Raw genomic sequence first — 26354 nt, forward strand, 5'->3', positions numbered from 1 at the left:
GGCGACCGTGCCGAATGGCAGCAGCTCCTTCGCCGGCGGCGGGCGGCCGGCGGTGACGGTGAACGCGGTGGTCTCCGCCGCGCTGATCGTCGCCCTGTACATCGTGCTCTCCCTGCTGCGGCAGCAGGGCATCATCGGCACCTACTGGGGCATGATCCTGGACCTGGCCCTGATCACCACCACCTCGGCAATCGGTCTCAGCCTGATCTACGGCTTCGCCGGCCAGTTCTCGCTGGGGCACGTGGCCTTCTACGGCATCGGCGGGTATGTGTCGGCCTACATCACCAAGGCCTACGGCGCCACGACCCTCAACTTCGTGCTGGGCCTCGCCGCCGGCACCCTCGCGGCGGCCCTGATCGCGTTCCTGATCGGCCTGCCCATCCTCCGGCTGCGGTCGGACTACCTGGGCATCGCCACGCTGGGCTTCGGCGTCATCGTCAAGGTGTTCATGGACAACAGCGACAAGATCTCCAAGCTGCTGGGCGGCTCCATGGGCATGACCGGCATCCCGCGCCTCACCACCTTTCCCTGGGTGTTCTGGTCGGCGGTGCTGGTGATCCTGCTGGCCCGGAACCTGGTCCACTCCAGCCACGGACGGGCGTGCATCAGCGTGCGGGAGGACGAGATCGCCGCGGACATCATGGGCATCGACACCACCCGGTTCAAGATGCTGGCCTTCGTCCTGGGCTGCGCCATGGCCGGGCTGGCGGGCGGCCTGTACGCTCACCTGTATGTCTACCTGCACCCGAAGAGCTTCGAGTTCCTGAAGTCCTTCGACGTGCTCCTGATCGTGGTGCTGGGGGGCCTGGGCAGCCTGACCGGCACGGTGGTGGCCGGCATGGGCGTGGTGTTCCTGCAGGAGGTGCTGCGGGACGTGCTGGGCCAGCAGTTCCTGGAGTGGCGCGGCGTGGTCTACGCCCTGGTGCTGATCGTGCTGATGATCCTGCGCCCGCAGGGGCTCATGGGCGGCTGGGAGTTCAGCCTCGACCGGTGGCTTTCGCGTCCGTCGAAGGGAGGGAAGGCCAGTGGCACTGCTGGAATGCCGTGACGTCTCCCGCCACTTCGGCGGCCTGAAGGCCCTGGTGGACTTCGACCTGCAGCTGGAGAAGGGCGAGCTGGTCGGGCTCATCGGCCCGAACGGCGCCGGCAAGACCACCGTCTTCAACGTCATCACGGGGGTGTTCCCCCCGACCGCAGGCGAGGTGGTGCTGGAGGGCCGGGTGCTCAACCGGCTGAAGCCCTACCAGATCACGCGGCTGGGGATCGCCCGCACCTTCCAGAACATCCGGCTGTTCAAGCAGATGACGGTGCTGGAGAACGTGATGACCGTCATGCACCCCCGGTGCGGGTACGGCCTGCTGGACACGTTCCTGCGGACGCCGCGCTTTCTGCGGCAGGAGCGGGCGCTGCGGGAGGAGGCCGAGGCGCTGCTGGAGCGGATGAACCTGGCCGACCGGCGGCACGAGAAGGCCGGGTCGCTGCCCTACGGCGCCCAGCGCCGGCTGGAGATCGCCCGCGCCCTGGCCACCCGGCCGAAGGTGCTGCTCCTGGACGAGCCGGCCGCGGGCATGAACCCCTCGGAGGTGGGCCAGCTGGTGGAGCTGATCCGCCAGGTCAAGGCGGAGTTCGACCTGACGGTGCTGCTGATCGAGCACCAGATGGGCCTGGTCATGAACCTCTGCGAGCGGCTGGTGGTGCTGGACTTCGGCCAGGTCATCGCCAGGGGCACGCCGGCGGAGATCCAGGCGGACCCGCGCGTGCTGGAGGCCTACCTCGGAAAGGCGGTGGGCGGATGATCCTGCAGGTGGAGGACCTCTACGTCGCATACGGCAACATCGAAGCGCTGCACGGCGTCTCCCTCGAGGTGAACCAGGGCGAGATCGTGACCCTGATCGGGGCCAACGGCGCCGGCAAGTCCACGACGCTCCGGGCGATCTCCGGGCTCAACCGCGCGAAGAGCGGCACGATCCGCTTCCAGGGCAGGGACATCACCCGGACCCCCGCCCACGAGATCGTGGCCATGGGCATCGGTCACGTGCCGGAGGGCCGTCGGGTGTTCGCGGACCTCACGGTCCGGGAGAACCTGGAGCTCGGCGCTTACCTGGTGCATCCGTCGCAGTTCCGGAAGAACCTCGCCGAGGTCTACGAGCGGTTCCCCCGCCTGAAGGAGCGCGAGCACCAGCGGGCCTCGACCCTCTCGGGCGGCGAGCAGCAGATGCTCGCCCTCGGCCGGGCCCTCATGCTCCAGCCGAAGCTGCTGCTCTTGGACGAGCCCTCGATGGGCCTCGCGCCGCGCCTCGTGCAGGAGATCTTCGAGATCATCGCCGAGCTCAACCGGCGGGGCGCCACGATCCTGCTGGTGGAGCAGAACGCGGCGATGGCGCTCTCCATCGCCCACCGGGCGTACGTGCTTGAGACCGGCCGGGTCGTGCTCTCGGGCCCCGCGAGCGAGCTGCGCACGCACCCCGCGGTGCGCGAAGCCTACCTGGGCGGCGCCGCCCACGGGGGCTAATGCCGGGCGGGCTGAGCGGTTCGGGCCGACCAGCCCGGGCCGGTCGGGGCGGTGAAAACAGGATCGGGGACGGGCTTGTCGGCTCGTCCCCGTTGTGTTACATCGTACTTCGGGATCACGTCTTTGGGCGCAACGCAAAATCGGTACGGGTGATTAGGTAAATAGAACTATGGTCAAAAAGAGGATCATTGAGCACAATCAGCGTAGACTACCTGAAAAATCATTATGATGAAAGGACTGAGGGGTCGACGATGAACTTCCGTCGGATCGGCGGGGTGTCCATCGCCGTGCGTATCATCTTGATCACGCTGCTGGCCGTTGCGGTGCCGGCGATCGGCCTGCTGGCGACCAGCGCGTACCTGAATCAGGCCGTGACCCGCGACATCGAGCGGCAGGCGGACACGACGCTACAGCTGGCCATGCAGGTTCATCAGTCGATCATCGAAGGCCGGTTACAGGCCCTGTTTGGCTCGGCTTCCGCCTTCGCGGCCAATGACGCCCTGGCACGGGTGGCCTCGGGAGAGGAGACCGACACGAAGACCCTCGACCGCCTGGGCCAGTCGTTGCGGGGCCATGCAGACATCTTCCTCATCGTGGACCAGAACGGGCGTACCCGTTACCGCTACGGCGGTTCCGCCGGCGACCGGATCTCGTTCGGGGGGCTGGTCGAAGCGGTGCTCGCCCAGGGGCGGACCCTCTCGTCGCCCGTACGTGTCTCCGCCGCGGACCTGACGCAGGAGCGGGCCGAGGTCCGGCAGCAGGTCGTGGTCAACGTGGCTGCGGACGCCAACCACGAACTGGCAGGGAGCCAGCTGACCGACGCGCTGGCCCTGGCGGCGGCCGCACCCCTCCGGACGGGGGACGGCCGGGTCATGGGGGCCGTGGTGGTGGCGGACATCCTCAACAACGACCCGACGATCGTGGATGAGGTCCAGCGGCGGTCCCCGGACGGCACGCCGCTCACTGCGACCATCGCCCTGGACGGCATCCGCATTACGACCAACGTGCGCCGGCAGAACTCGGTGGAGCGGGCCGTGGGGACGGTCTACTCCGACGCCGTGATGGAGCGCATCCGGCAAGGGGAGTCCTACCAGGGCCGGGCGCTGGTGGTGGACCACTGGCAGCGCACCATCTACGCACCGCTCATCGACCTGAACGGGCAGGTCATCGCCAGCCCGTACGTCGGCATCCCCGAGTGGCACTTCGACCAGGTGGCCGGCGCGTTCCGCACCGCCACGACCGCGGGCATCGTGCTGGGCGTCGTCGCGCTGATCCTGGGCGGCGTCCTGCCGTGGCTGCTGGCGCAGCGGGGGGTCAGCCGGCCGCTGCTTCGCTTCGCCGCCGCCCTGGACGCGGGCGACCTCATGACCACCTTCACGGCCCCGTCCCGGGACGAGGTGGGCCGTATGGCGGAGAGCCTGAACGGGCTGCTGGAGCGGGTCCGTCAGGCCACCCTGCGGGTGAGCGGCGCAGCGCGTGACGTGGCCAGGCTGAGCGCCTCGCTGGCGTCGGCGGCGGATCAGACCGTTGCCCTGGCGGAGGCGGTCGCCGCCCGCACCGAGGGCGGCGCGGCCATTGCCACCGAAGTGCGGGAGAAGTCGGCCCAGGTGGCGGCAGGGATGGACGAGCTGACCCGGGCCGCGGAGGGCATCGCGCGCGGCGCAGAGGAGCAGGCCAACCATGTGGACCGGGTGACGGCAATGGTGAGCGAGATCGACCGGAGCCAGGAGGAAAGCCTCGCGCAGGGAGAGGCGGCGCGCCAGGCGGCGGAGCGCACGTTCCTGCTGGTGCGGGAGGGTGACGAGGCCCTGCGCGCCACGCTGGAGGGCGTGCGCCGCATCGCCGAGAACGCCGACCGGTCGGTGGCCCTGGTGGAGCGGCTGGGCGAGCACTCCCGCTCCATCAGCGACATCACCTCGGCCATCTCCGAGATCGCCGGGCAGACCAACCTGCTGGCCCTGAACGCGGCGATCGAGGCCGCCCGGGCCGGCGAGCAGGGACGGGGCTTCGCGGTGGTGGCCGAGGAGGTTCGGCGGCTGGCGGAGCGCTCCAGCCAGGCCACCCAGGAGATCGGCCAGCTCATCAGCACCACGCTGAGCCTCATCGACCAGACGGTGTCGGCCATGCGGGAGGCACGGGCTCTGGCGCAGGAGGGGGTGGAGTCCGGAAGCGAGGCCCGGGCGCGTCTGGACCAGATTCTCGCGGCGAGCCAGGAGGCGGCCGCCGCGGTGGACCAGATCGTCCGCGGGGCGATCGCGGCAAATGCCGAACGGGTGCGCACCATCGCCGGCGCCATGGAAAACGTGGCCGCCGTGGTTCAGGAGAACACGGCGGCATCCGAGGAGATGGCGGCGTCTGCGGAACGGGCCTTGGGCTCGGTGCAGGCCATCTCCGGCGGCATCGGCGAGGTCTCGGCGATGGTGGCGGAGATCCGGGACCAGATGGGGCAGGTCGTCCAGGCCCAGGCCGAGCTGCGCCAGCTGGCGGCGAGGCTCCAGGAGGTCTCCGGCAGCCTGGCCGAGACGATCGCAACCCTCGGTGCGCAGTCCGTTCCGCTGCAATAAGGCTGTTCCCGCCCGGGCGCACCGCCTGCCCGGGCGCATCTTTTTCCGCTTTGCCGGGCGTCCGGTTTCCCGGGGGTCCTGGCCAGGGGCCGGGCTACGCCCCCAGGAAGCTCTCGATGAACTGGCCGACGCCGTCCTCGTCGTGATGGGCGACCACCCGCGGCACCGCAGCCAGCACCGCCTCGTGGGCGTTGGCCACGGCGGCGCCCAGGCCGGCCCAGTGGATCATCGACAGATCGTTGCGCTCGTTGCCGATCGCGGCCACCTGGGTCCGGTCGATGCCCAGGCGGGCCGCCAGGGCCCGGACGACCTCGCCTTTGGTGGCCCCGGGCGCCGTGAGTTCCACCAGGTCGGGCTCCGAACTGGTGACCTCCAGCCGGCCGCCCCACCGGGACCGCACCTCCGCCTCCACGACCGGCATTTCGGCGGGGTCGCCCATGAGCACGATCTTTGTGGGCGGCTCCGTCACGGCGCTCGCCAACGCCGGTTCGTACCGGCACTGCGCGCCCAGCCGGCGCATGAACGCGAGCGTCCGCTCGGTCATCCGGTTGATCAGTGCCAGCGTCGTGAAGTAGACCCTCGCCATGATACGGCTCCGGTCGATCCACGACAGCACCTCAACGGCCAGGTCGAGGTCGAGCGTCCGCTGGGTGATGGGCTCCGTCTGCCCGGGCGCGAAGAGCTGCGCCCCGTTGCACGGCGCCAGCCAGATCGGGCGGCCCGGCCAGTACTCCAGGTACGGGGCCGCAGCCGGATAGAAGCGGCCGGTCGCGAGGAGCACCGTGATGCCGCGGTCCAGGCAGGCTGCAACGGCCGCCTGGTTGCGCGGGGAGACGGTCTGGTCGGACCGGAGCAGCGTTCCGTCCAAGTCCAGTGCCAGCAAGCGGATGGGGGTATGGTACATGGTTTATGTCTCCTCCTTATCGAAACCAGTCTAGCCGGCGCAGGCACAGGCGGTCAACCCGGCGGGCCCGGCAGGAGCGTCCGCCGGCCGGGCAGAAGCAATGCAGGACATCCGTCCGACAAGGAGGCGGGGCATGTGAGGGAGAGCATGATCCGGCGGTTTGAGGCGGTCCGGCAGTTCTTGCGGGAGCGGGGAATGGCCGCCGGCCTCGTGACCGGACCGATCAGCATGCGTTACCTGACGGGCTGGTCCAATCCCAGCAAGCGGTTCGCCGGGCTGGTGATCCCAGCCGACGGGGAGCCGGCGCTCCTCGTGCCGGCCCTGGAGGTGGAGGAGGTTCGCTCCGCTTCGGCCCTTCGGCTGGTGGCATGGCAGGACGGCGAGGATCCCTTCGCCGCGCTGTCAGGGATGCTTCGGGCGGCAGGCGCGGGCGAAGGCCGCATCGCCCTGGAGCAGGCCGACCTGCCGGTGGGTCAGCTGCGGCGCATCGCCGGTGCGCTGGGGCTGGCGCCCTCGGTCCTGCTCGATGCCGCCGCCGATCTGAGCCCGGCGCTCTCCGCACAGCGCGAAAGCAAGGACGAGGACGAGATCGCCCTGCTGCAGCAGGCAGCCGACATGCTGAACCCCGCCCTGGACGCCGCCTTGGCGGCGATCCGCCCCGGCGTCACCGAGCGGGAGATCGCCCGGGTGCTGGAGGAGGCGATGCTGGCCGCCGGCGCTGACGGCGTGGCGTTTGAGACCCACGTCCTCTTCGGCCCCGCATCGGCCCTGCCCCACGGTTCCACCGGCGCGCGGACGCTGGAGCCGGGCCATGTGGTCCTGATGGACTTTGGGGCGCAGCTGCGGGGCTACCGGTCGGACATCACCCGCACGGTCTGCTGCGGTGCCTGGCCCGACGAGCTGGCCCGGGTGTACGACGTGGTTCTCGCAGCCAACCAGGCGGCGATCGCCGCCGTGAAGCCCGGCGTCCCCCTGGGCGACGTGGACCGTGCGGCGCGGCAGGTGATCGAGGAGGCCGGTTACGGCGCATACTTCATTCATCGCACCGGGCATGGGCTCGGGCTGGAGATCCACGAGGAACCGTACGTGGTGGCCGGCAACGAGAAGGTGCTCCGCCCGGGCCACGTGATCACCATCGAGCCCGGCGTCTACCTGCCGGGGGTCGGCGGGGTCCGCATCGAGGACGACGTGGTGGTCACGGAAGATGGCTGCCGGGTGCTCACCAGTTGGACGAAGGAAAGGCTGTCGGCCGGATAGCCGCGTCCGGCGTCCGGGAGAGGGGTTGACGATTCGGACGCCCCGGTTTAGGATGGTCTAAGAACCCATACCCCGTATGGGTACATGCACAGCGGCGCGGAGGGAGCGTGTGAGAGGCATGACGACGGTCAAGATCGCGGGAATGAGCTGCAATCACTGCGTGATGGGTGTGAAGAAGGCCCTCTCGGCCATCCCCGGCATCGAGAACCTCCAGGTGGAGATCGGCGCGGCCCGGTTGGAGGGGAACGTGGACCTCGAGGCGGTCAAGCGCGCGATCGAGGAGGAGGGCTACGAGGTCGTCGAGGTCGCCTGAGGGGCGGCTGGGTGAGCGGAGCCACGGATACCGGGGCCCGGTGGTCCTGCCACCGGGCCCCTCGCTTGCTTTATGCCTCCGCCCGGACGGGCACCCGCAGCGGTCGGAAGTCGGCCCGCAGACGGCGCAGGGCGTCAATCCAGACCACTTCGCCCTCCTGCACCAGGGCCACGGGATACTCAGCCTCCCGCAGGAACTGGCTCACCCGCGGGTCTGCCAGCGTGGCCGCGATGCGCGGGTCGTCCTGCCGGGCGAAGGTCTCCAGCGCCACCCGCCGGCCGCCCGCCCAGCGGCCGAACTCCACGGAGTGGGCCGTCTCCGCCACGTAGCGCCATCCGCTGAACCACGGGACCACCCGTGCCCGCAGGCTGCCGGCCTGCAGGAGCTCGTGGAGAAGCCGCCGTGCGGTGCGATGGCGCTGTGCCACATAGAGCCACATGGCCAGGAACGCGGCGCCGACCCAGCGGGCCGACAGCCAGCCGGCCTTGGCGCCGACCGCGGGGAGGCCCAGGAGCAGCAGGAGCCACGGGTCCGTGATGTGCAGCACGCCCAGCTCGACGATTCGGCGGCTCACGGGCCAGAACGGGCGGACGCCGAACAGGTTGAGGCCGTCCACCGCCAGGTGGGCGAGGCTGCCCAGCAGCGTCCAGAAGAATAACGGGCCGGCGCCCGCGCTGGGGAAGGCTGCGGCGAGCAGGCCCGCCGAGGCCGCGGACAGCGCCGCCGCGCCCACCAGCGTGTGGGTATAGGTGCGGTGCAGCTGGATGCCGCGCCGCAGCAGGAAACTCAGGGGAACGTCGACGTCCGGCAGTGAGTTGCCCAGCAGCGCTGCCCAGTAGACCGCGGGGCCGGCCTCCGGCGAGACCGCCGTCGCCAGCGCGCCCATCGCGTGCCCCATCAGCACGTGGGTAAGCGAGTCCACCGGCAACACCTCGATTGGGAAAGGAGATCGTTTCAATTGTAGAAGGGGTGGGCCTGACCGTGCTACGCACAATTCCTGGTTGACGGCAGCACGTGGCCCAGGGCCGAAGGGCTTGACACGAGCAAGCGCGGGGGGCTATCTTAATACCGTACCCCGTAGGGATTATTGTGGAAGGGTGAGGAGCCGATGGATCGGCGCGGGCAGACGTGCACCGGCGGAACCTGAGGCGCGCCCGGGAAGCGCAGGCGTGGCCTGCCGCCGGTCTGACCCGGTGTCGCCCTATGGCTCCTGGTAGGAGCCCTGTGGTTGCTGCAGCAACTGTTTCAGAGATGAGGCGAGCGAGGTGAAGGGTGGGTGCCGTTCTATCGCTTCGAATGCGAGAAGTGCGGTCACCGCTTTGAAGAGCTGGTTTCCTACAGCAAGCGGGATCAGGTGACCTGTCCGAATTGCGCCGGCCGCACGCGGGTGTTGGTGTCGGCGTTCGCGGCACAGGTGGGGAGCTCCGGGTCTTCGGCTGCCGCCCCCGCCCCACGCTTTACCTGAGCGGGCTGCTGACCGCGGGCCGTGCGCCCGGTCGCGACAGAAACGCCGATGCCCCTGACCGACCGTCGGGGGCATCGGCTGTCTTCGTGTGTCAGACGGACTTCCCCGCTCCGCCGGCCACCGCCGTCTGAAGGAGCGACTCCGTGACCGGCGACGGGGAAACGCCGAGGTGTGCCGCCAGAGCCTCCGCACAGGCCCGGTACTGCTGGCGCGCCCGGTCGGGCTGGCCCGTGTTCAGGTAGATGCGCATCAGCGCCTGGTGGGTGGGTTCATGGTACTCCTCCAGGGCGAGCCGGCGCTGGAAGGCATGAATCGCCTTGTCGGGCCGGCCGGCCTCCAGCCAGTAGTAATGGCCGAGCCAGTCCAGCGCTTCGGCCCAGCGCTGCCGCCAACGGTCCCGCAGGTCGCCCAGGGCATACGGGTCATCGGAGAGCAGGTCGCCCCGGTAGAGCGTGCCCACCTCTTCCAGCAGGCGGGCGGCCTCCTCCGTACGGCCCGCCGCACGCGCCGCCTCCGCCTGCTGCAGGGTGCGCCTGAACTGGTCCAGGTCCACCCACACCTCGGGACGGCGCTGAAACCAGATCAGTCCGCCCTCCGCCTGAATGTAGCTGGACCGGGTCCTGCCGCCGAGGTGGGGCTCCAGAAGCCGGCGCAGGTGGTGGAGCGCAACCCGCAGGGATGTGTGGGCCGCGCGGGGGGTCAGGTCGGGCCAGAGCCGTTCAATGATCTGCTCCCGCGGCAGCGGGCCGTCCTGCGCGAGCAGGAGGGCGAGGAGCTGGCCGGTCTTGCGCCGTTTCAGCGCCCGCAGGTCGACGGGCGCGTCTCCCAGGCGGACGGCGAGCGGGCCGAGCAGCCGGATGGTGATCAGCGTCGGGCCCGACTCGAGCGTCGCCATCTGCTGTCGTTGCTCCGCCGGAAGCAGCGCGGCCAGCGCAGTGCGGGCCGCCTCGTCGGACAGGGCCCGCCAGGCGGTGGGAAGGGCACGCAGCTCGCTGCCGGCCAACCGGATCCCTCGCAGCCGGACGGAAGCGGGCAGCTCGCCGGCCATGCGCATGAGCAGGTTCACGCAGTACGCGGGCTGCACGTTGTATGCGAGGCCGTAGACCACCACGGCGAGGGCCAGCTGCCACTCGTGCAGGACAAAGAAATCCGTGCCGCGGCGCTGGCACTCGGCCAGGGCCCGCTGCAGCGCCTGCACGGCCTCCCGCCGTGACTCGGTGCGGGCGGTGCGGAAGCGGGCCACGGCCAGGCCGAGGGAGAGCAGCGTGCGCTCCAGCGCCGTGGCCCTTTCTTGCAGCGTTTCCAGCGTTTTCGCCGCAATCTGTGCGGCTGCACGGGCGTCTCCCGTAAAGAATAGATGAAGCATGACGGCCTCGACCCGCTCGGGGACGTGTGCACCTTCCGGACCGGGGCCGTCGGGCGCGGCTGCCGGCGCCTCGCCGCTCAGCCGGTGCAGCGCGGCCAGCGCGGCGTTGAGCCATGCGCGCAGATGGGGAAGGCCCAGCTCCTCCACGGCGGCGTGGGCGAGCGGGACCAGGGCCGACGCCGCGGTGAACTCGCCGAGGCGCGTGTGGGCGATCAGGAGGCAGAGCAGGGCGTACGCCCGGCGTCCCACCTTTCGTGAGCCCGTGGCCAGCGGGCGGCTCAGGCGGCAGGCGTCCTGGAACCGGCCGCTTTCGAGACAGGCCCAGGCCAGGTTGAGGCCCGTCTCGTGCTCCGGGATCCCGGCGGCGCGCAGCAGCCGGCTGGACCGCTCCAGCAGCGCAAGCCCGCTGCGGTAGTCTCCCCGCCGGACGCGGACCATCCCGAGCACATCCAGAACCTCCGCCTCGCCGATGAGGTCGCCCGACTCCACGTAGAGGACAAGCGCGGTGCGCAGCCCGGCCTCCAGCTCTTCGGGCCCCGCCCCGGTCATGTACGCGAGCACCGCCTGTTTCAGCGCCAACAGGGCCGCGTCGTCCCGGAACTCCGGCTGCAGGGCGCTGGCCGCCTCGGCCAGGTGCTCCTGGCTGCGCGCAAAGTCCCGGCGCAGGAAGAGGCAGTCGCTCAGCAGGACGTGGCTGTAGAAAACACCGCGCCGGTCTCCGGCCTGTTCGCAGGACCGGAGCGCCAGACGGGCAATGCCCATCGCCCGTTCCGCCTGGCCCGCGTTCAGCAGATACCGCGCCTCGCACAGGGCCACCCAGGGATACTGGGCCTTCTGTGCAGGCGACAGATGTTCTGCCATCTGGCTCAGCCGGTCCGGTTCAGGCTCCGCCAGCCAGGCGGGCGCTATGCACATGCGGCTCAGCCGGTTGAGGACGTCCGGCCCCCGGGTCCGCAGGTAGCCGAGGAGGAAGCGTTGAAGTAAGGAAGGGTAGCGATACACCCCCGGACCCACCGGGACGAGAAGCCGGTGGACCCGGCAGAGCCGGTCGACCATCTGCTCGCTGTCCCGCCTGCCCAGAAGGGCCTCGCAGGCCGCGGGGGTCACGAAGTTGAGGATGGCGCTCTCCTCCATGAACGACCGGACCGCGGGGTCGAGTCCTTCCATCACCTCGTCGGCGAGGTAGGCGGTCAGATCCTCAGGCAGCGGCGCGGCCAGGTCGTCAACGGCGGGGATGGCCGCAAGCCCCCCGGCTTGCCGGGCGGCCTCGGTGAGCAGCACCAAGGCCGCGGGCCAGCCCTCGGTGAGCTGTTCCACCCGGTCGAGCACAGCGGCGGAGGGCGGTTCGCCCGTGGCCGCGGTCAGCCATGCGGCCATCTCTTCCCGCCGGAACCGGAGCTCCTGCTCGGTGATCTCCCCTGCCCCCTCGCTCAGCTTCAGCCGTACGGTAGGGAAGGGCAGCGCCGCGCGTGCGGCGATGTAGATGTGCGTCCGCTCGCCTGCCGACTCCGCCAGCCGCCCGATGAGGTCGGCGACGGGGGAGTCCCCGGGAACCGGACGCAGGTCGTCGAACACCAGCACGTGGTCGCCGGCGACGGCGCTCAGGTCGGCGAGCAGGAGCGGCAGAGGATCTTCCGGCAGACCGCCGCCGTACAGGGTGCGGACCAGAGAGGTGCCGCCGCGCAGTTCTCGGGCGACGCCCTCGCCCAGTTGCTGCAGGAAGCCGCGCCACTCCGTTTCGAACGGCCGGTCCAGCCAGAGGACGGGCAGTCCGGCCGCACCTACGAAGGCACGCAGTGCGCTGGTCTTGCCGTATCCCGCAGGGGCCAGGAGCACCGTCAGGCGCCGGGTGAGCCCTTCCTGCAGCCGGGCGGTGAGGTGCGGGCGCGGCAGGTGGACGTGAGCTGCCTGCGTCTGCTGCCCGTTCACGTCGAGCACCCCTCCAAAGGCGGATTGCGCGCATCAGCCTTCTGCCGGCAGGTGTCTGCGAGCATGCATGGTGATGACTCGATCAATATTATTATAGTTGGAACAACACGCGAAACAACCTGAGCATCGCCAGCGGAAACCAGCCTGACCCTGCTCACCGCATTGCCGCACAGGCATGGAAGAACGGTTCGAACGGAGGTGCTCCTCGATGGAACAGACCCGGCAGCCAGGACTGGCCACGCGCTGTGTCCACGCAGGGCAGCGTCCCGATCCGCTCACCGGCGCCATCTCACCCCCGATCTACCAGACCTCCACCTTTGCCTTTGCCAGCCTGGAGCAGGGCGCCGCACGGTTTGCCGGTGAGGAACCGGGTTATATCTACACCCGGTTGGGCAATCCGACGGTCGCGGCCCTGGAGGCGAAGATCGCCGACCTGGAGGGAGGCGAGGCCGCCGTGGCGTTCGGTTCGGGCATGGCGGCGATCGCAGCCGTGGTGACGGCGCTGGTCCGGGCCGGCGACCACGTCCTGTTCGGCAACCCGATCTACGGGTGCACCTACGACTTCCTGATGGACGTCATGGCGCGCTTCGGGGTCGAGGCCACTCCGGTGGACCCGGCCCGGCCCGGGCAGGTGGAGCGGGCCATCCGTCCCAACACCCGTCTGCTCCTCTTCGAGACCCCCGCCAACCCGACGCTGCGGCTCGCGGACATCCGCGCCCTCTCCGATCTGGCTCACCGGCACCAGATCACCGTCGTGGTCGACAATACCTTCATGTCCCCCTACCTGCAGCGGCCGCTGGAGCACGGCGCGGACATGGTGGTCCACAGCGCCACCAAGTTCATCGGCGGCCACGGCGACGTGGTGGCGGGCCTGGCCGTCGGCCCTGCGGAGGTGATGGCGCGGGTCCGCAGCACGACGCTCAAGAACTTCGGCGGGATCCTTTCGCCCTTCGACGCGTGGCTGCTGCTGCGCGGGCTGAAGACCCTGGCCATTCGCATGGAGCGGCACAGCGAGAACGCGCTGAAGGTCGCCCGGTACCTGGAGCAGCATCCCCTGGTGATGCGGGTGTACTACCCCGGGCTGGAGTCCTCGCCTTATCACGAGCTGGCCCGACGGCAGATGGACGGCTTCGGGGGGCTGCTCTCCTTCGAGCTGATGGGCGGCATGGAGGCCGGGCGCACCCTGCTGAACCACGTGCGGCTCTGCACCGTGGCCGTCTCCCTGGGCGACACGGACACGCTGATCCAGCATCCTGCATCCATGACCCACGCGGTGGTGCCGCCGGAGGCGCGGGCCGCGGCGGGGATTTCCGACGGGCTGGTGCGGCTGTCGGTGGGGCTGGAGGATGCGGACGACATCATCGCGGATCTGGATCAGGCGCTGGCGGCCGTGGGGCGCGCGCAGAAGCGCTGACACGGCGCATCGTTCGGCGCCTTTCCGGGAAATGACCGTGCAAGCGAGGAGGTAACCAAGCATGCAGCAGACGCGCACCGAACGGGATCTGCTGGGCGAAAAACAGGTTCCCGCAGACGCCTACTACGGCATCCAGACGACGCGTGCGCTGGAGAACTTCCGCATTACCGGCCAGCGGCTGCACCCTGCCCTGGTGCGGGGCCTCGCCCAGGTGAAGAAGGCCGCGGCCCAGGCGAATCACCAGCTGGGATACTTGCCGGACGACGTCGCCCGTGCCATCGTGCAGGCGTGCGACGAGATCCTCGCGGGCCGGCTGGCCGACCAGTTCCCCATCGATCCGGTACAGGGCGGCGCCGGGACGTCCGCCAACATGAACGCCAACGAGGTGATCGCCAACCGGGCCATCGAGATCCTGGGGGGGCGTAAGGGCGACTACAGCCTGGTCTCCCCCAACGACCACGTGAACTTCGCCCAGTCCACCAACGACGCCTTCCCCACCGCCCTGCGGCTGGCGCTCATGGAGCGGGCGGACGTGCTGGTGGAGAGCCTGGTCGGGCTGGAGGAGGCCCTGCGCGCCAAGGCCGCCGAGTTCGACGACGTGGTGAAGGTCGGCCGCACCCACCTGCAGGACGCCGTGCCGATCCGGCTGGGGCAGGAGTTTTCGGCCTGGTGCGCGGCGGTGGAGCGGGGGCGGCGGCGCATCCAGCAGGCTGTGGAGGCCCTGTGCGAGGTCAACATGGGCGCGACCGCGGTGGGGACGGGCCTCAACGCCGACCCGGCGTACCCGCCGCTGGTCATCGAGTTGCTCAGCCGCAACACCGGGCGGAGCCTCCGTCCGCCGGCTGACCTCGTGGACGCCACCCAGAACGTCGACCCGCTGGTGGCCCTCAGCGGCAGCCTGAAGGCGCTGGCGGTGAGCCTCTCCAAGATCGCCAACGACATCCGGCTGATGGCCTCGGGGCCGCGCTGCGGGCTCTACGAGATCAGGCTGCCGGAGATGCAGCCGGGCTCCTCCATCATGCCCGGCAAGGTGAACCCCGTCATGGCGGAGGTGCTGAACCAGACCTGCTTCCTGGTGATCGGCCTGGACCTGACGGTGACCCTCGCGGGCGAGGCCGGCCAGCTGGAGCTGAACGTGATGGAGCCGGTGATGGGCCACGCCCTCTTCACCAGCATCGACGCCCTGGAGAGCGTCGTGCGGCTGTTCACCGACCGGTGCGTGCGGGGCATCCAGGCCAACCGGGAGCGCTGCGAGGAGCTGGTCAACCGGTCCATCGGGCTGGTGACCGCCATCAACCCCATCGTCGGGTACAAGAACGCCTCTGAGGTGGCGCGCGAGGCCACGCTCACGGGCCGCCCGGTCCGGGAGATCGTGCTGGAGAAGGGTCTGCTCACTGCCGAGGAGATCGACGAGATCCTGTCGCCCAAGCACCTGACGACCATGGGGATCGCCCGGCGGACCCACGACTGAGCCGGGCCCCGGAGGACCGCAGGCCCGACCGCACCGCCTTCCCCGAACATCACGGACCGCCGGGCTGTATGCGCAGCCCGGCGGTCTTCAGCTTTCGGGGTCGATGGGCTCCGGCGCCCCGGCGTCCCAGCGCAGGACCTTGGGGTAGTGGTTCTTCAGGATCCCGTTGGCCGCCTTGGCCCAGCCCAGGGGGAAGCCGTCGACCGTGACCAGCGTCCAGCCGCGCTCGCCGCCGGCGGGCAGGGTCTCGCCCCGCAGGTAGGCCAGGAGTTCGGGGGAGCCGGCGGCCAGGTCGCGCACCCGCTGCACGTGCCCGGGCCGCAGCGCCAGGGCCAGCGGATGTGAGGGTTCGAACCGGCCCCTGAGCGCCCGGCCGAGCTGCAGGCCGGCGCGCACCACGTGCATCCCCACCAGCGCCCGGCTGTCTGCCGGAGGCGCAAAGAGCCACTCTCCGTGCTGCCGCAGTTCCGCCTCCGGCGGCAGCGCGTCCTGTCCGGCCGGTGTCAGCGTCTCGCGGCAGAACGTGCGGAAGTCCGCCAGCGCCTCCTTGGACGGCCGCTGCCAATCCCTGCGGAGCGGCGGGCGCTGCCGGCCCGCGCCGTCCGCGACCCGCTCCAGCACCGCGACGAAGTGGCCCTCGCCCCGCACCCGGTGGGGCCAGAGCCGCCCGGCCAGCCCGACGCCGACGGTGGCCGCCCGCGCCGGATCGCGGGTCCATTCGGGACGCCCGGGCGCGATCCCGGGAACCGGGGGGAGGGGGAGCATGCGCAGGTCGGCCCGCCTCGTGAGCAACTGAAGCAGGACCTCCTCGTTCTCCTCGGGGGCGAAGGTGCAGGTGGAGTAGACCAGCCGCCCGCCGGGGCGGAGGAGCTCCACGGCGCTGTTCAGGATCTCCCCCTGCACGCGGGCGCAGGCCTCCGGCATGTCGGGTCGCCAGCGGTCGCGGACCTCGGGCGTCTTGCGGAACATGCCCTCCCCGGAGCAGGGGGCGTCCACCAGGACCCGGTCGAAGAAACCCGGCAGCCTTTCCGCCAGCCGCTCGGGCCGCTCGCTCACCACCGCGGCGCACGTGATGCCCAGCCGCTCCAGGTTCTCGACCAGGGCGCGCACCCGGCCGGGGTCGACCTCGTTGGCCACGAGGAGGCCGCGGTTTTCCATCTGCGCCGCGAGCTGGGTCGTCTTGCCCCCAGGGGCCGCGGCCAGGTCCAGCACCCGCTCGCCGGGTCGGGCCCCGACCAGCGGCGCGACCACCATTGCGCTGGGTTCCTGCCCGTAGTAAAGCCCGGCCGCATGGTACGGGTGCCAGCCGGGGCGCAGCGAAGGCGGGCAGTACAGGCCGTCCGGATTCCAGGGCACCGGTTCGGCCGTAAGTCCCATGCGCTCTGCCAGCTCCTCCCGTGCGATCTTCAGCCGGTTCGCCCGGATCCCCCGTTCCGGGGGCGAGCTGTACGTCGCCAGGAAGGCGGGGAACTCGTCCTGCAGCAACGCGGACATGCGGGCGACGAACGGCTGGGGGAGTGCGCGATCCTCCAGGCCAACCACCCCCTTGTCAGGCGATTCAAACATCCATATAATAACAGCATAGGGAATGCGAGGGAGGCGTGATCGGTATGGCCCAGGCTGAAGAGGCCCTGAGCAGCGTCGCGGAGCGGGCCAGGCGGGCGCTGCGGGACAACGAGGCGGCACCTCCGCAGCCCCCGGCGCACGTGGACTCCCCCCGGCCGGTCCGGAGTCCGGCGGCGGGATCGCCCACGGAGTTGATCGCCCAGCGCATGCAGGCGATCGCCCGGGTGAAGGAGCTGGAGCCCCGGCTGGCCAGCGCGCGGGCGAGGGCGGGCGAGCTCTCCCAGCGGCTGACGTCAACCCCCCCGGACTCGGTCCACTACGCCGAACTCCTCCGCTGGCTGGCCGATGTCCATGTCCAGCTCCGGCAGCTGGAGGCGGAGTACGAGGAGGCGCAGCACATCATCCGCAACAGCGCCTGGGTGATGCAGCTTCTGGCGGATCCGCTTTCCAGCTAAGGTCCCGGGCGGCCTGCAGGCACACGGCCGGTGTGTCCTGCAGGCCGCCCTCCTGTGATCGGCGCCTCGCCCGTGGCCGGGCTGCGCGCGGGCCCTCCGCCCGCCGGGCCGTCAGATCCGCCGCACCACGCCGCGCACCAGGTTCTGGAACAGGGGCTTCGTGCGGTTGGCGACTTCCAGCACCTGCTCGTGGGTCAGGTGCACCGGCGCGTCGGGCAGCGCCATGTCCGTGATGCAGGCGATGCCGAGCACCCGCAGCCCCATGTGCCGGGCCGTCACGACCTCCGGCACCGTGGACATGCCGACGGCGTCGCCGCCCAACCGCTGGAGCATCCGGAGCTCCGCGCTGGTGTTGTAGCAAGGCCCTGAGATGGCCGTGTACGTTCCCTGCCGCAGAGAGACGCCCATCTCCTGCGCCACCGCAACGGCCAGCTCACGCAGCTCCGGCGTGTAGGCGCCGACGGTGGCCGGGAAGCGCGGGCCGAGCCGCTCGTCGTTGGGGCCCCGCAGCGGGTCCTGCCCCATGAAGTTGATGTGGTCGGTGATCAGCATGAGGTCGCCGGCGGAGAACGACGGGTTGAGCCCGCCCGCGGCGCAGGTCACGATCAGGGTCTCGACGCCCAGGGCACGCATGACGCGCACCGGGAAGGTGACCTGCTCCATGGTATAGCCCTCGTAGAAGTGGACGCGCCCCTGCATGGCGACCACCGGCTTTCCTTCCAGGCGGCCGATCACCAGCCGGCCTGCGTGGCCGGGCGCGGTGGAAACGGGGAAGTGGGGAATCTCGTTGTACGGGACCTTCACGGCGTCCTCCACCTGGTCGGCCAGGTCGCCGAGGCCGGAACCCAGGATAAGCCCGACTTGCGGCGTGACGCCGCCCCTGGCGGCCACGGCCGCGCGGGCTTCCTCGATGCGCTGCAACAGGTCGGACATAGGTCAACACCTCGCTTGGTAGGGTGTCTGGCCGGCAGGCGGCTGATGCGCCCGCGGACGGCCAGCGCACGGGACACGCAACTTCTGTAGACAAACCTAACAAAGATGACCTATCCTAGAAGGAGATACCGCATCGGCATGACGAATACCTGCCATGGTGCGCGCCACATGGGGACCGTACGCGGCTGCCCGGCAGCGAGTCCACCGGGCATACTAAGGCCAGCGTGTCGGCCTCTCCGCCAGTGGCCGCGGGGCGAACCGCGGTGACGGAGTTCCCCGGCCGGGGTGCCGCATGCCGATGAGGCAAGGGATCGGATGCTGGTGCGCATGCAGTAGCGGAAGTAGCCGGGAGGGACGGTGAGAAAGTGCCCAAGATTCGCAAGATCGGCGTTCTGACCAGCGGAGGCGACGCACCGGGCATGAACGCCGCAGTCCGTGCCGCGGTCCGGCGCGGGATCTCGCTGGGCGCGGAGGTGGTCGGCGTCCGGCGCGGGTACGCTGGTCTCATTGCAGGAGAGTTCGTGGATCTCGGAGTCAGCTCCGTCGGCGATATTATCCATCGCGGCGGCACCTTCCTGCAGACGGCTCGCAGCGACCACTTCCTCACGCCGGAAGGGCAGGCGCAGGCCCTGGCCAAGGCGCGGGAGGCCGGCATCGAGGGGCTCGTGGTGATCGGAGGCGACGGGTCGTTCCGCGGCGCGCTGCGGCTCACGGAGCTGGGGCTGCCCGCCGTCGGCGTGCCTGCCACCATCGACAACGACATCTACGGGACCGACCTCACAATCGGTTTCGACACCGCAGTTAACACGTGTCTCGACGCGATTCGCAAGATCCGCGACACGGCCACCTCTCATGAGCGCACCTTCGTGTTGGAGGTCATGGGTCGCCATTCCGGCTGGATCGCGCTGGCCGCCGGCCTCGCGGGCGGCGCCGAGTCGATCCTGCTCCCCGAGCGTCCGATGCCCATGGAGGAGGTCGTGACCCGCCTGAAGCGGGGCGTGGAGCGGGGCAAGCGGCACACCCTGATCATCGTGGCGGAAGGCGTCGGCTCCGGTTTCGAGGTCGGTAGGCAGATCCGGGAGATGACCGGGTACGACACGCGGGTGATGGTGCTGGGCCACATCCAGCGGGGCGGCTCGCCCACCGCGCTGGATGCGATGCTGGCCTCCCGCATGGGCGCCAAGGCGGCCGAGGTGCTGCTGGAAGAGGGCCGGGGCGGGCTCTTCATCGGCGTGGAGAACGAGCAGATGGTGACCCGGCCGCTGGAGCAGGTGCTGGGCCGCCGCAAGGAGATCCCCGACGAACTTGTTGACCTGGCGGAGATTCTGGCGATCTGACTTGGATGAGGGGAGGTGCCCAGATGCTGCGAAAGACGAAGATCGTGGCCACCATCGGCCCGGCCAGCGAGCAGGTGGAGGTGCTGACCCGGCTGATCGAGGCGGGTGTCGATGTCTGTCGGCTCAACTTCAGCCACGGCACCCTCGACGAGCAGAGGCGCCGGATCGAGAACATCCGTGAGGCCGGCCGCCGGGTGGGCAAGGACGTCGCGATCATGATCGACCTGAAGGGGCCCGAGATCCGCATCGGAACGTTCGAGAACGGCAAGGTCACGCTGCGGGACGGGGACCTCTTCACCCTGACCACGGAGCCTTGCGTCGGCAACCAGGAGCGGGTCTGGGTCCAGTACCCCGGGATCGTTCACGACGTGGCCGAGGGCGGGTACCTGCTGCTGGATGACGGCAACCTGACGTTCCAGGCGGTGGAGGTGACGCCCACCGAGATCCGTTGCCGGGTGATCGTCGGCGGCGTCCTGTCCGACCGCAAGAAGGTGAACCTGCCCGGCACGAAGGTCTCGCTGCCCGCGCTGTCCGAGAAGGACATCGAGGACATCCGCTTCGGCGTCGAGATGGGCGTCGACTTCGTGGCCGGCTCGTTCATCCGGAAGGCCCAGGACGTGCTGGAGATCCGCCGGGTGATCGAGGAGGCGGGCGGCCACCAGCAGATCATCTCGAAGGTGGAGTCCCAGGAGGGGTTCGACAACCTGGAGGCCATCCTGCAGGTCTCCGACGGCCTGATGGTGGCCCGCGGCGACCTGGGGGTGGAGGTGCCCACCGAAGAGGTGCCGCTGATGCAGAAGCGGATGATCGAGCGGGCCAATGCCATGGGCAAGCCCGTGATCACCGCGACGCAGATGCTGGAGTCCATGGTCAACCGGCCCCGTCCGACCCGGGCCGAGGCCTCCGACGTGGCCAACGCGATCATGGACGGCACCGACGCCATCATGCTGTCGGCGGAGTCCGCCGCCGGCAAGTACCCGGTGGAGGCGGTGCGGACGATGGCGACGATCGCCCGCCGCACCGAGGAGGCGCTGGACCACTCGCAGCTGATGGCCCGACGCGGCCGCTTCGGCCGGATGGACAGCGTCACCGAGGCCATCTCCCACGCGACGGTGACCACGGCCCACGACCTGGGCGCCACGGCCATCGTCTCGGCCACCACCTCGGGCTTTACCGCCCGTATGGTGTCCAAGTACCGCCCGGGCTGCCCCATCATCGCCGTGACCCCGGATCCGCGGGTCGCGCGGCAGCTGCGGCTGGTCTGGGGCGTTTTCCCCGTCGTCGAGCCGGTGGCCTCGGGCACTGAGGACCTGACCCAGCGGGCCGTGGAAGGGGCCCTGGTTTCCGGGCTGGTGAAGAACGGCGACCTGGTCGTCATCACCGCCGGTCTGCCGGTGGGGGTGAAGGGCACCACCAACCTGCTGAAGGTGCACACGGTGGCGGACGTGCTGGCCCAGGGTACGGGCATCGGCCGGCAGCCGGTCACGGGGCGGGCCGTCATCGTGCGGTCCGAGGAGGACCTGGCCCGCGTGCAGCCCGGCGACATCCTGGTCAGCAGGCTGACCGACGCCGACTGCGTCCCCGCGATGGAGCGGGCCGCGGGGATCATCACGGAAGAGGGCGGCCTGACCTCGCACGCGGCGGTGGCCGGCATCTCGCTGGGCAAGCCCGTGATCGTGGGCGCCGAGGGCGCCACCCGCCGCATTCCCGACGGGGCGATCATCACGATGGACGTGGCCCATGGCCTGGTCTTGCGCGGCGAGGCCACCGTCAAGTAAACTTGTACATTGAATGAATGGCAACAGCGGCGGCGCGGCACACGCCGCCGTTGCCGCTGTGACGGCGAAAGGCCGCGCGGGAGGCGGGCGAATTGGTCAGGACGCAGGTGCGGGTGCGGTACGCCGACACCGATGCCATGGGCGTCGTGTACCACGCCAACTACCTGATCTGGTTCGAGGTGGGTCGGAACGAGCTGATGCGCGCCTGGGGCGCGCCCTACGCCGATTTCGAGCGCCGGGGCATCCTGGTGCCGGTGACCGAGGCACAGGTGCGCTGGGTCCACCCGGCCCGTTACGACGACGTGCTGGAGGTCCAGACGCGCATGGAGCGGCTGACGCCGGCCCGCGTCACCTTCGCTTACCGCATCGTCCGGGCGGAGGACGGGCGGCTGTGCTGCGAGGGGACCACCACCCACGGCTTCCTGGGGCCCGGCGGACGGCCGGCCGCGCTGCCCAAGCTGGCCCCTGACCTCTGGCGGCTGTTCAACGAGCGGCTGCAGGCCGGGGAATGACGGCTTGCCGCAGCGAGATGGAGGGCCATCCCCGGCCGGTTCCCGCAGCGGCGCACAGCGCGGTTCGCACGAGGGACGCCCGTCCGGAGGCGCATATCGGCGCCCGGTGGGACGCCTGCGGAGGCACGTCATGCAGTGCACCTGCGGAACACCGTGGGGACGTGTGATGCGTTGCCCCGGCGGGACGCGTGTGGAGGCTGTGACAGCGCCCGGTGGGACGTCATGTGGAGGCTGTGACAGCGCCCGGCGGGACGTCATGTGGAGGCACGTGATGCAGTGCCCCTGGGAAACGCCGTGGGGACGTGTGATGCGTTGCCCCGGCGGGGCGCGTCTGGAGGCTGTGACGGCGCCCGGCGGGGCGCGTCTGGAGGCTGTGACGGCGACCGGCGGGACGTCATGTGGAGGCACGTGATGCAGTGCCCCTGGGAAACGCCGTGGGGACGTGTGATGCGTTGCCCCGGCGGGGCGCGTCTGGAGGCTGTGACGACGCCCGGCAGGACGTCATGTGGAGGCACGTGATGCAGTGCCCCTGGGAAACGCCGTGGGGACGTGTGATGCGTTGCCCCGGCGGGGCGCGTCTGGAGGCTGTGACGACGCCCGGCAGGACGTCATGTGGAGGCACGTGATGCAGTGCCCCTGGGAAACGCCGTGGGGACGTGTGATGCGTTGCCCCGGCGGGGCGCCGGAGACTGTGCCGGGGAGGCGCGCCGTACTTGCAGGCGTCGCCGCGGCGTCTAAAGGTTATGGCGGCGTGTGACTGGGATCACGCCGCAGCGCGTGGAATCCGGGTATGCTGTAGGTAGTTGTGTTGACGAATCGCCCGTATCGGGCCCCGGGAGGAGAGCGAACAGAATGGCCGTAACCCGTGAGCAGGTCCTTGATGCGTTGAAGGTCGTCAACGACCCAGAGTTGCACAAGTCCATCGTCGACCTCGACATGGTGAAGGATATTCAGATCGACGGCGGCCACGTGGCCGTGACGATCAATCTGACGGTGCCGGGTTGTCCGCTCAAGCACCGGTTTGAGCGGGATGTGGAGGCAGCTCTGAAGCAGGTGCCCGGCGTGGAGCGGGTCACCACGCACTTCGGCGCGATGACCGACGCCGAACGGGCTGCCGTCGCTGCCAAGGTACGGGGCAGCAGCGCACCCCACGCGGACGCACGGCCGTCGACCATGGCCCTGGCGACCCGCACCACGATTATCGGCGTCGCGTCGGGCAAGGGCGGCGTCGGGAAGTCCACCACCACCGTCAACCTCGCCGTCGCCCTGAAGAAGCTGGGCTACAGCGTGGGCATCATCGACGCGGACATCTACGGCTTCTCGATCCCGCGCATGATGGGCAACATGTCCCGGCCCGAGGCGTTGGACGACCAGATGCTGCTGCCCGTCTGGGCCCACGACATCCCCTTCATCTCGGCCGGCAGCCTGGTGAACGAGGACCAGGCGATCATCTGGCGCGGTCCGATGCTGGGCAAGATGGTTGAGCAGTTCCTGGTGAACGTTCAGTGGGGGAAGCTGGACTACCTGCTGATCGACCTGCCCCCCGGAACCGGCGATGTGGCGCTGTCGGTGGCGCAGATGCTGCCGGGCACCGATCTGGTGCTGGTGACCACGCCGCAGGCGGCGGCCTCGCAGGTGGCCGCCCGGGTCGGCTCCATGGCGGCCCGCACCAAGCAGCGCGTTGTCGGCGTCATCGAGAACATGGCGTACTTCCTCTGTGACGAGTGCAACAAGAAGCACTTCATCTTCGGCAAGGGCGGCGGCCAGGCCCTCGCCGCCAGTCTCGGCTGCGAGGTGCTGAGCCAGATCCCGCTCACCCCTGATGTCCGGCTGGGTTCTGACGTGGGCGATCCGATCGTCGCCGACAAGGAGGACCACCCGGCGGCGCAGGCCTACCTGGAGGCCGCCCGCAAGCTGGCGCAGCTGGCGCCCCCCAAGGTGTGGAGCGACGAGCTGCGGGTGCTCTAGCAGCCAGGACGTCTGGTCTCCGCAGGCCGCCCGGTTGTCGGCTCGGCCAAGGGGCGCGGGACGCGTACCCCTTGGGCGCTCTGCTGTCCATGGGCAGAACGCTGCTTCTTCGGCGGCGTTCTGCCCTTCATGTTTCTCGGAAGGGGCCGAGACGGCCTGGCGCCGTCCGCACACTGCCGGGAGCTGATCACCAATACGCCGCCGCGAGTCGACCCGGGGGACCAGTGAGGCTCAGGCAGAGTCCACGCAGGTGTAGGCCGCTGGGTAACGGCTGCTCTGCCTCGGAAGGGCCGTCGTGGTCGCCCGAAGCGCATGGTCTGGCAGGAGGCTCGTTAGCGGGCTCCGAAGAGAATGGCATGCTGGTAGCTCAGGGGGGAGAGCCATGCGCTGTGAGATCCGGTATCAGCCCAGCTACTCGCTGGCGGTGGTGTATCTGGGACCGGGAGAGGAGGTTCAGGCCGAGCCGGGGGCCATGGTGGCGATGAGCAGCACCGTGGAACTGGAAACCGAGGTGAAGGGCGGTTTCCTGGGTGCCCTCGGCAGGTCGGTGCTGGGCGGCGAGTCGTTCTTCACGTCCCGATACAGGGCCAGGGGCGGCCCGGGCGAGCTGGCCCTGGCTCCCACGCTGCCGGGGGACATCGGTTACGTCGAGCTCAGAGGCGAGACGTTCTACCTGAAGTCCGGCGCATACCTGGCCGCAGATCCGGAGCTCGCGGTTGACTCGCGCTGGGGCGGCGCCCGCGGCTTCTTCGGCTCCGGTGGACTCTTCCTGCTGCGGGTGCAGGGCACCGGCGGGCTGTTGTTTACCGCCTACGGCGCCCTGCACGAGAAGGAACTGGCCCCCGGTGAGCGGTATCGGGTGGACACGGGACATGTGGTCGGCTTCAGCGAAGGCCTGAACTTCGCAGTCCGGAAGGCCGCGAGGGGTTGGTTCTCCACCCTGGCTAGCGGCGAAGGGCTGGTGTGCGAGTTTACCGGCCCGGGGCGGGTGTACCTGCAGACCCGCTCCGAGGAGGCGCTGGTGAACTGGATGGTCGCACAGCTTCCCAGCAAGGGGGATTAAGACGGCGATAGAGACGACCCCGGCGCGGTGAGGCGCCGGGGTCAAATGGTGTGTGTCGGCGCTCTGCGTCCGACTCCAACACGACGCGTCGGCCTCCTGCCGACGCCGGGCCCAAACACCCGGATGTTCCGTGAACTCTGCTGTGGTTGTCTCGAAAGAGGCGCTTTTTCACATTGCCCTCGGCATGGAAGTCGAAAGCCCTCGGTCGCCGGCGTGCATGATCGCATCGACTGAGGCGGCTTCCGGGTCACTGCCTGAGTGACTCCCCGGAACGCCACGGCGAGTTGATCCAGCGCGCCGTGCCACGTCAACCCGGACTGCAGGTCGTTCTTCCGGACGCGCCGAGGCGACCTCGAAAACCGGCGCTTTTACACTTTGCCCTCGGCGTGGAAGTCGAAAGCCACCGGTCACCTACGTGTATAACCGCATCGACGGCCGCGGTCTCCCGACCATCAGTCAGCCCCATCGCACTGAACGCCTCGGCTTACGGGTCCATCGCACTGTTATGTTGACTCGGGACTCCTGAGCGCTTGGGCGGTCTGCTCGACCTCGCAAGCGGCGCTTTTCCACTTTGCCCTCGGCGTGTAAGTCGAAAGCCTTCGGTTGCCAGTGTTAATGATCGCATCGACTGCCCCGACCTCCCAACTATCAACCTGCCCCATCGCACTGAACCCCGCGGGCTGCGGGTCCCTCGCACTGTTATGTTGACTCGGGACTCCTGAGCGCTGCTCCGGGGCGCTTTGCTCGACCTCGCAAGCGGCGCTTTTCCACTTTGCCCTCGGCGTGAAAGTCGAAAGCCTTCGGTTGCCAGCGTTTGATCGCATCGACTGCCCCGACCTCCCAACTATCAACCTGCCCCATCGCACTGAACGCCTCGGCTTACGGGTCCATCGCACTGTTATGTTGACTCGGGACTCCTGAGCGCTGCTCCGGGGCGCTTTGCTCGGCCTCGCAAGCGGCGCTTTTTCACTTTGCCCTCGGCGTGAAAGTCGAAAGCCTTCGGTTGCCAGCGTTTGATCGCATCGACTGCCCCGACCTCCCAACTATCAACCTGCCCCATCGCACTGAACGCCTCGGCTTACGGGTCCCTCGCACTGTTAAGTTGACTCGGGACTCCTGAGCGCTGCTCCGGGGCGGTCTGCTCGACCTCGCAAGCGGCGCTTTTCCACTTTGCCCTCGGCGTGGAAGTCGAAAGCCACCGGTCACCTACGTGTATAACCGCATCGACGGCCGCGGTCTCCCGACCATCAGTCAGCCCCATCGCACTGAACGCCTCGGCTTACGGGTCCCTCGCACTGTTATGTTGACTCGGGACTCCTGAGCGCTGCTCCGGGGCGCTTTGCTCGGCCTCGCAAGCGGCGCTTTTTCACTTTGCCCTCGGCGTGAAAGTCGAAAGCCTTCGGTTGCCAGCGTTTGATCGCATCGACTGCCCCGACCTCCCAACTATCAACCTGCCCCATCGCACTGAACGCCTCGGCTTACGGGTCCCTCGCACTGTTAAGTTGACTCGGGACTCCTGAGCGCTGCTCCGGGGCGCTTTGCTCGAC

20 protein-coding genes are annotated in these 26354 nt (G+C 69.6%); 15 read left to right on the top strand and 5 right to left on the bottom strand.

The window, feature by feature from the left end; all coding sequences use genetic code 11:
* Window positions 1–7: 7 nt before the first annotated feature.
* The 4 genes from STH_RS04250 (at window position 8) to STH_RS04265 (ending at window position 5076) form a co-directional block, all read left to right on the top strand.
* Window positions 8–1048, top strand: coding sequence for a branched-chain amino acid ABC transporter permease (locus STH_RS04250; protein WP_242654571.1), 1041 nt, complete (start codon window positions 8–10; stop codon window positions 1046–1048).
* Window positions 1026–1796 carry an ABC transporter ATP-binding protein gene (locus tag STH_RS04255; RefSeq protein ID WP_011194957.1) on the top strand — a complete coding sequence of 257 codons (771 nt, stop codon included), beginning with the start codon at window positions 1026–1028 and terminating at the stop codon, window positions 1794–1796. The genes STH_RS04250 and STH_RS04255 overlap by 23 nt, the downstream gene beginning before the upstream one ends.
* Window positions 1793–2512, top strand: coding sequence for an ABC transporter ATP-binding protein (locus STH_RS04260; RefSeq protein ID WP_011194958.1), 720 nt, complete (start codon window positions 1793–1795; stop codon window positions 2510–2512). Before STH_RS04255 ends, STH_RS04260 begins: the two co-directional genes overlap by 4 nt.
* A gap of 251 nt (window positions 2513–2763) precedes the next feature.
* The gene (locus STH_RS04265) at window positions 2764–5076 is read left to right on the top strand and encodes a methyl-accepting chemotaxis protein (RefSeq protein WP_043713335.1); all 2313 of its coding nucleotides are present in this window, start codon (window positions 2764–2766) and stop codon (window positions 5074–5076) included.
* 94 nt (window positions 5077–5170) lie between these two features.
* Here the strand turns inward: STH_RS04265 and STH_RS04270 are convergent, their stop codons facing one another.
* Entirely contained in the window at window positions 5171–5980 is an 810-nt protein-coding gene (locus STH_RS04270) for a Cof-type HAD-IIB family hydrolase (RefSeq protein ID WP_043713340.1), read from the bottom strand.
* 135 nt (window positions 5981–6115) lie between these two features.
* On the opposite strand from STH_RS04270, the gene STH_RS04275 reads away from it, so the two are divergent.
* Both STH_RS04275 and STH_RS04280 read left to right on the top strand, forming a co-directional pair.
* Entirely contained in the window at window positions 6116–7237 is a 1122-nt protein-coding gene (locus STH_RS04275) for a M24 family metallopeptidase (protein WP_050742109.1), read from the top strand.
* A gap of 118 nt (window positions 7238–7355) precedes the next feature.
* On the top strand, window positions 7356–7550 hold the full coding sequence (locus STH_RS04280) for a heavy-metal-associated domain-containing protein (protein ID WP_011194962.1): 195 nt from the start codon (window positions 7356–7358) through the stop codon (window positions 7548–7550).
* A 70-nt stretch (window positions 7551–7620) separates the two neighbouring features.
* Here STH_RS04280 and STH_RS04285 read toward each other — a convergent pair whose 3' ends face one another.
* Window positions 7621–8472: a metal-dependent hydrolase gene (locus STH_RS04285; protein ID WP_011194963.1), complete on the bottom strand. Its 852-nt coding sequence runs from the start codon at window positions 8470–8472 to the stop codon at window positions 7621–7623.
* 354 nt (window positions 8473–8826) lie between these two features.
* Between STH_RS04285 and STH_RS17820 the strand changes: the two genes are divergently transcribed.
* Window positions 8827–9015 carry an FmdB family zinc ribbon protein gene (locus tag STH_RS17820; RefSeq protein ID WP_043713343.1) on the top strand — a complete coding sequence of 63 codons (189 nt, stop codon included), beginning with the start codon at window positions 8827–8829 and terminating at the stop codon, window positions 9013–9015.
* A 91-nt stretch (window positions 9016–9106) separates the two neighbouring features.
* On the opposite strand, the gene STH_RS04295 is transcribed toward STH_RS17820, so the two are convergent.
* Window positions 9107–12310 carry a BTAD domain-containing putative transcriptional regulator gene (locus STH_RS04295; RefSeq protein WP_043713346.1) on the bottom strand — a complete coding sequence of 1068 codons (3204 nt, stop codon included), beginning with the start codon at window positions 12308–12310 and terminating at the stop codon, window positions 9107–9109.
* A gap of 208 nt (window positions 12311–12518) precedes the next feature.
* Between STH_RS04295 and megL the strand changes: the two genes are divergently transcribed.
* The gene (gene megL / locus STH_RS04300) at window positions 12519–13724 is read left to right on the top strand and encodes a methionine gamma-lyase (protein WP_011194965.1); all 1206 of its coding nucleotides are present in this window, start codon (window positions 12519–12521) and stop codon (window positions 13722–13724) included.
* A 61-nt stretch (window positions 13725–13785) separates the two neighbouring features.
* Complete coding sequence (locus STH_RS04305; protein WP_011194966.1) at window positions 13786–15195, top strand: aspartate ammonia-lyase; 1410 nt, start codon at window positions 13786–13788, stop codon at window positions 15193–15195.
* 87 nt (window positions 15196–15282) lie between these two features.
* On the opposite strand, the gene STH_RS04310 is transcribed toward STH_RS04305, so the two are convergent.
* On the bottom strand, window positions 15283–16737 hold the full coding sequence (locus tag STH_RS04310; protein WP_242654572.1) for an RsmB/NOP family class I SAM-dependent RNA methyltransferase: 1455 nt from the start codon (window positions 16735–16737) through the stop codon (window positions 15283–15285).
* A gap of 68 nt (window positions 16738–16805) precedes the next feature.
* On the opposite strand from STH_RS04310, the gene STH_RS04315 reads away from it, so the two are divergent.
* The gene (locus STH_RS04315) at window positions 16806–17216 is read left to right on the top strand and encodes a hypothetical protein (protein WP_043713349.1); all 411 of its coding nucleotides are present in this window, start codon (window positions 16806–16808) and stop codon (window positions 17214–17216) included.
* A gap of 111 nt (window positions 17217–17327) precedes the next feature.
* On the opposite strand, the gene STH_RS04320 is transcribed toward STH_RS04315, so the two are convergent.
* Window positions 17328–18149, bottom strand: a complete 822-nt coding sequence (locus tag STH_RS04320; RefSeq protein ID WP_011194969.1) for a purine-nucleoside phosphorylase — start codon at window positions 18147–18149, stop codon at window positions 17328–17330.
* A 374-nt stretch (window positions 18150–18523) separates the two neighbouring features.
* Between STH_RS04320 and pfkA the strand changes: the two genes are divergently transcribed.
* The 5 genes from pfkA (at window position 18524) to STH_RS04345 (ending at window position 24807) form a co-directional block, all read left to right on the top strand.
* Window positions 18524–19486 carry a 6-phosphofructokinase gene (gene pfkA / locus STH_RS04325; protein WP_043714912.1) on the top strand — a complete coding sequence of 321 codons (963 nt, stop codon included), beginning with the start codon at window positions 18524–18526 and terminating at the stop codon, window positions 19484–19486.
* Between the two features lie 23 nt (window positions 19487–19509).
* Window positions 19510–21264 (top strand): pyruvate kinase, encoded by a 1755-nt coding sequence (gene pyk, locus STH_RS04330; protein ID WP_011194971.1) that lies wholly within the window; start codon window positions 19510–19512, stop codon window positions 21262–21264.
* A 92-nt stretch (window positions 21265–21356) separates the two neighbouring features.
* Entirely contained in the window at window positions 21357–21776 is a 420-nt protein-coding gene (locus STH_RS04335) for an acyl-CoA thioesterase (RefSeq protein WP_011194972.1), read from the top strand.
* 852 nt (window positions 21777–22628) lie between these two features.
* A complete protein-coding gene (locus STH_RS04340; RefSeq protein WP_043713352.1) occupies window positions 22629–23744 on the top strand; it encodes an Mrp/NBP35 family ATP-binding protein in 1116 nt (371 codons plus the stop codon).
* A gap of 382 nt (window positions 23745–24126) precedes the next feature.
* On the top strand, window positions 24127–24807 hold the full coding sequence (locus STH_RS04345; protein WP_011194974.1) for a TIGR00266 family protein: 681 nt from the start codon (window positions 24127–24129) through the stop codon (window positions 24805–24807).
* Window positions 24808–26354: the final 1547 nt, after the last annotated feature.

This window comes from Symbiobacterium thermophilum IAM 14863, from assembly GCF_000009905.1.
GTDB classification, from domain to species: Bacteria; Bacillota; Sulfobacillia; order Symbiobacteriales; family Symbiobacteriaceae; genus Symbiobacterium; species Symbiobacterium thermophilum.

What these genes read in the sequence shown, in the direction of transcription:
- STH_RS04260 (WP_011194958.1), top strand. Translation starts at nt 1,793, where the DNA reads ATGATCCTGCAGGTGGAGGACCTCTACGTCGCATACGGCAACATCGAA.
- STH_RS04265 (WP_043713335.1), top strand. Translation starts at nt 2,764, where the DNA reads ATGAACTTCCGTCGGATCGGCGGGGTGTCCATCGCCGTGCGTATCATC.
- STH_RS04270 (WP_043713340.1), bottom strand. Translation starts at nt 5,980, where the DNA reads ATGTACCATACCCCCATCCGCTTGCTGGCACTGGACTTGGACGGAACG.
- STH_RS04280 (WP_011194962.1), top strand. Translation starts at nt 7,356, where the DNA reads ATGACGACGGTCAAGATCGCGGGAATGAGCTGCAATCACTGCGTGATG.
- megL (WP_011194965.1), top strand. Translation starts at nt 12,519, where the DNA reads ATGGAACAGACCCGGCAGCCAGGACTGGCCACGCGCTGTGTCCACGCA.
- STH_RS04305 (WP_011194966.1), top strand. Translation starts at nt 13,786, where the DNA reads ATGCAGCAGACGCGCACCGAACGGGATCTGCTGGGCGAAAAACAGGTT.
- STH_RS04315 (WP_043713349.1), top strand. Translation starts at nt 16,806, where the DNA reads ATGGCCCAGGCTGAAGAGGCCCTGAGCAGCGTCGCGGAGCGGGCCAGG.
- STH_RS04320 (WP_011194969.1), bottom strand. Translation starts at nt 18,149, where the DNA reads ATGTCCGACCTGTTGCAGCGCATCGAGGAAGCCCGCGCGGCCGTGGCC.
- pyk (WP_011194971.1), top strand. Translation starts at nt 19,510, where the DNA reads ATGCTGCGAAAGACGAAGATCGTGGCCACCATCGGCCCGGCCAGCGAG.
- STH_RS04340 (WP_043713352.1), top strand. Translation starts at nt 22,629, where the DNA reads ATGGCCGTAACCCGTGAGCAGGTCCTTGATGCGTTGAAGGTCGTCAAC.
- STH_RS04345 (WP_011194974.1), top strand. Translation starts at nt 24,127, where the DNA reads ATGCGCTGTGAGATCCGGTATCAGCCCAGCTACTCGCTGGCGGTGGTG.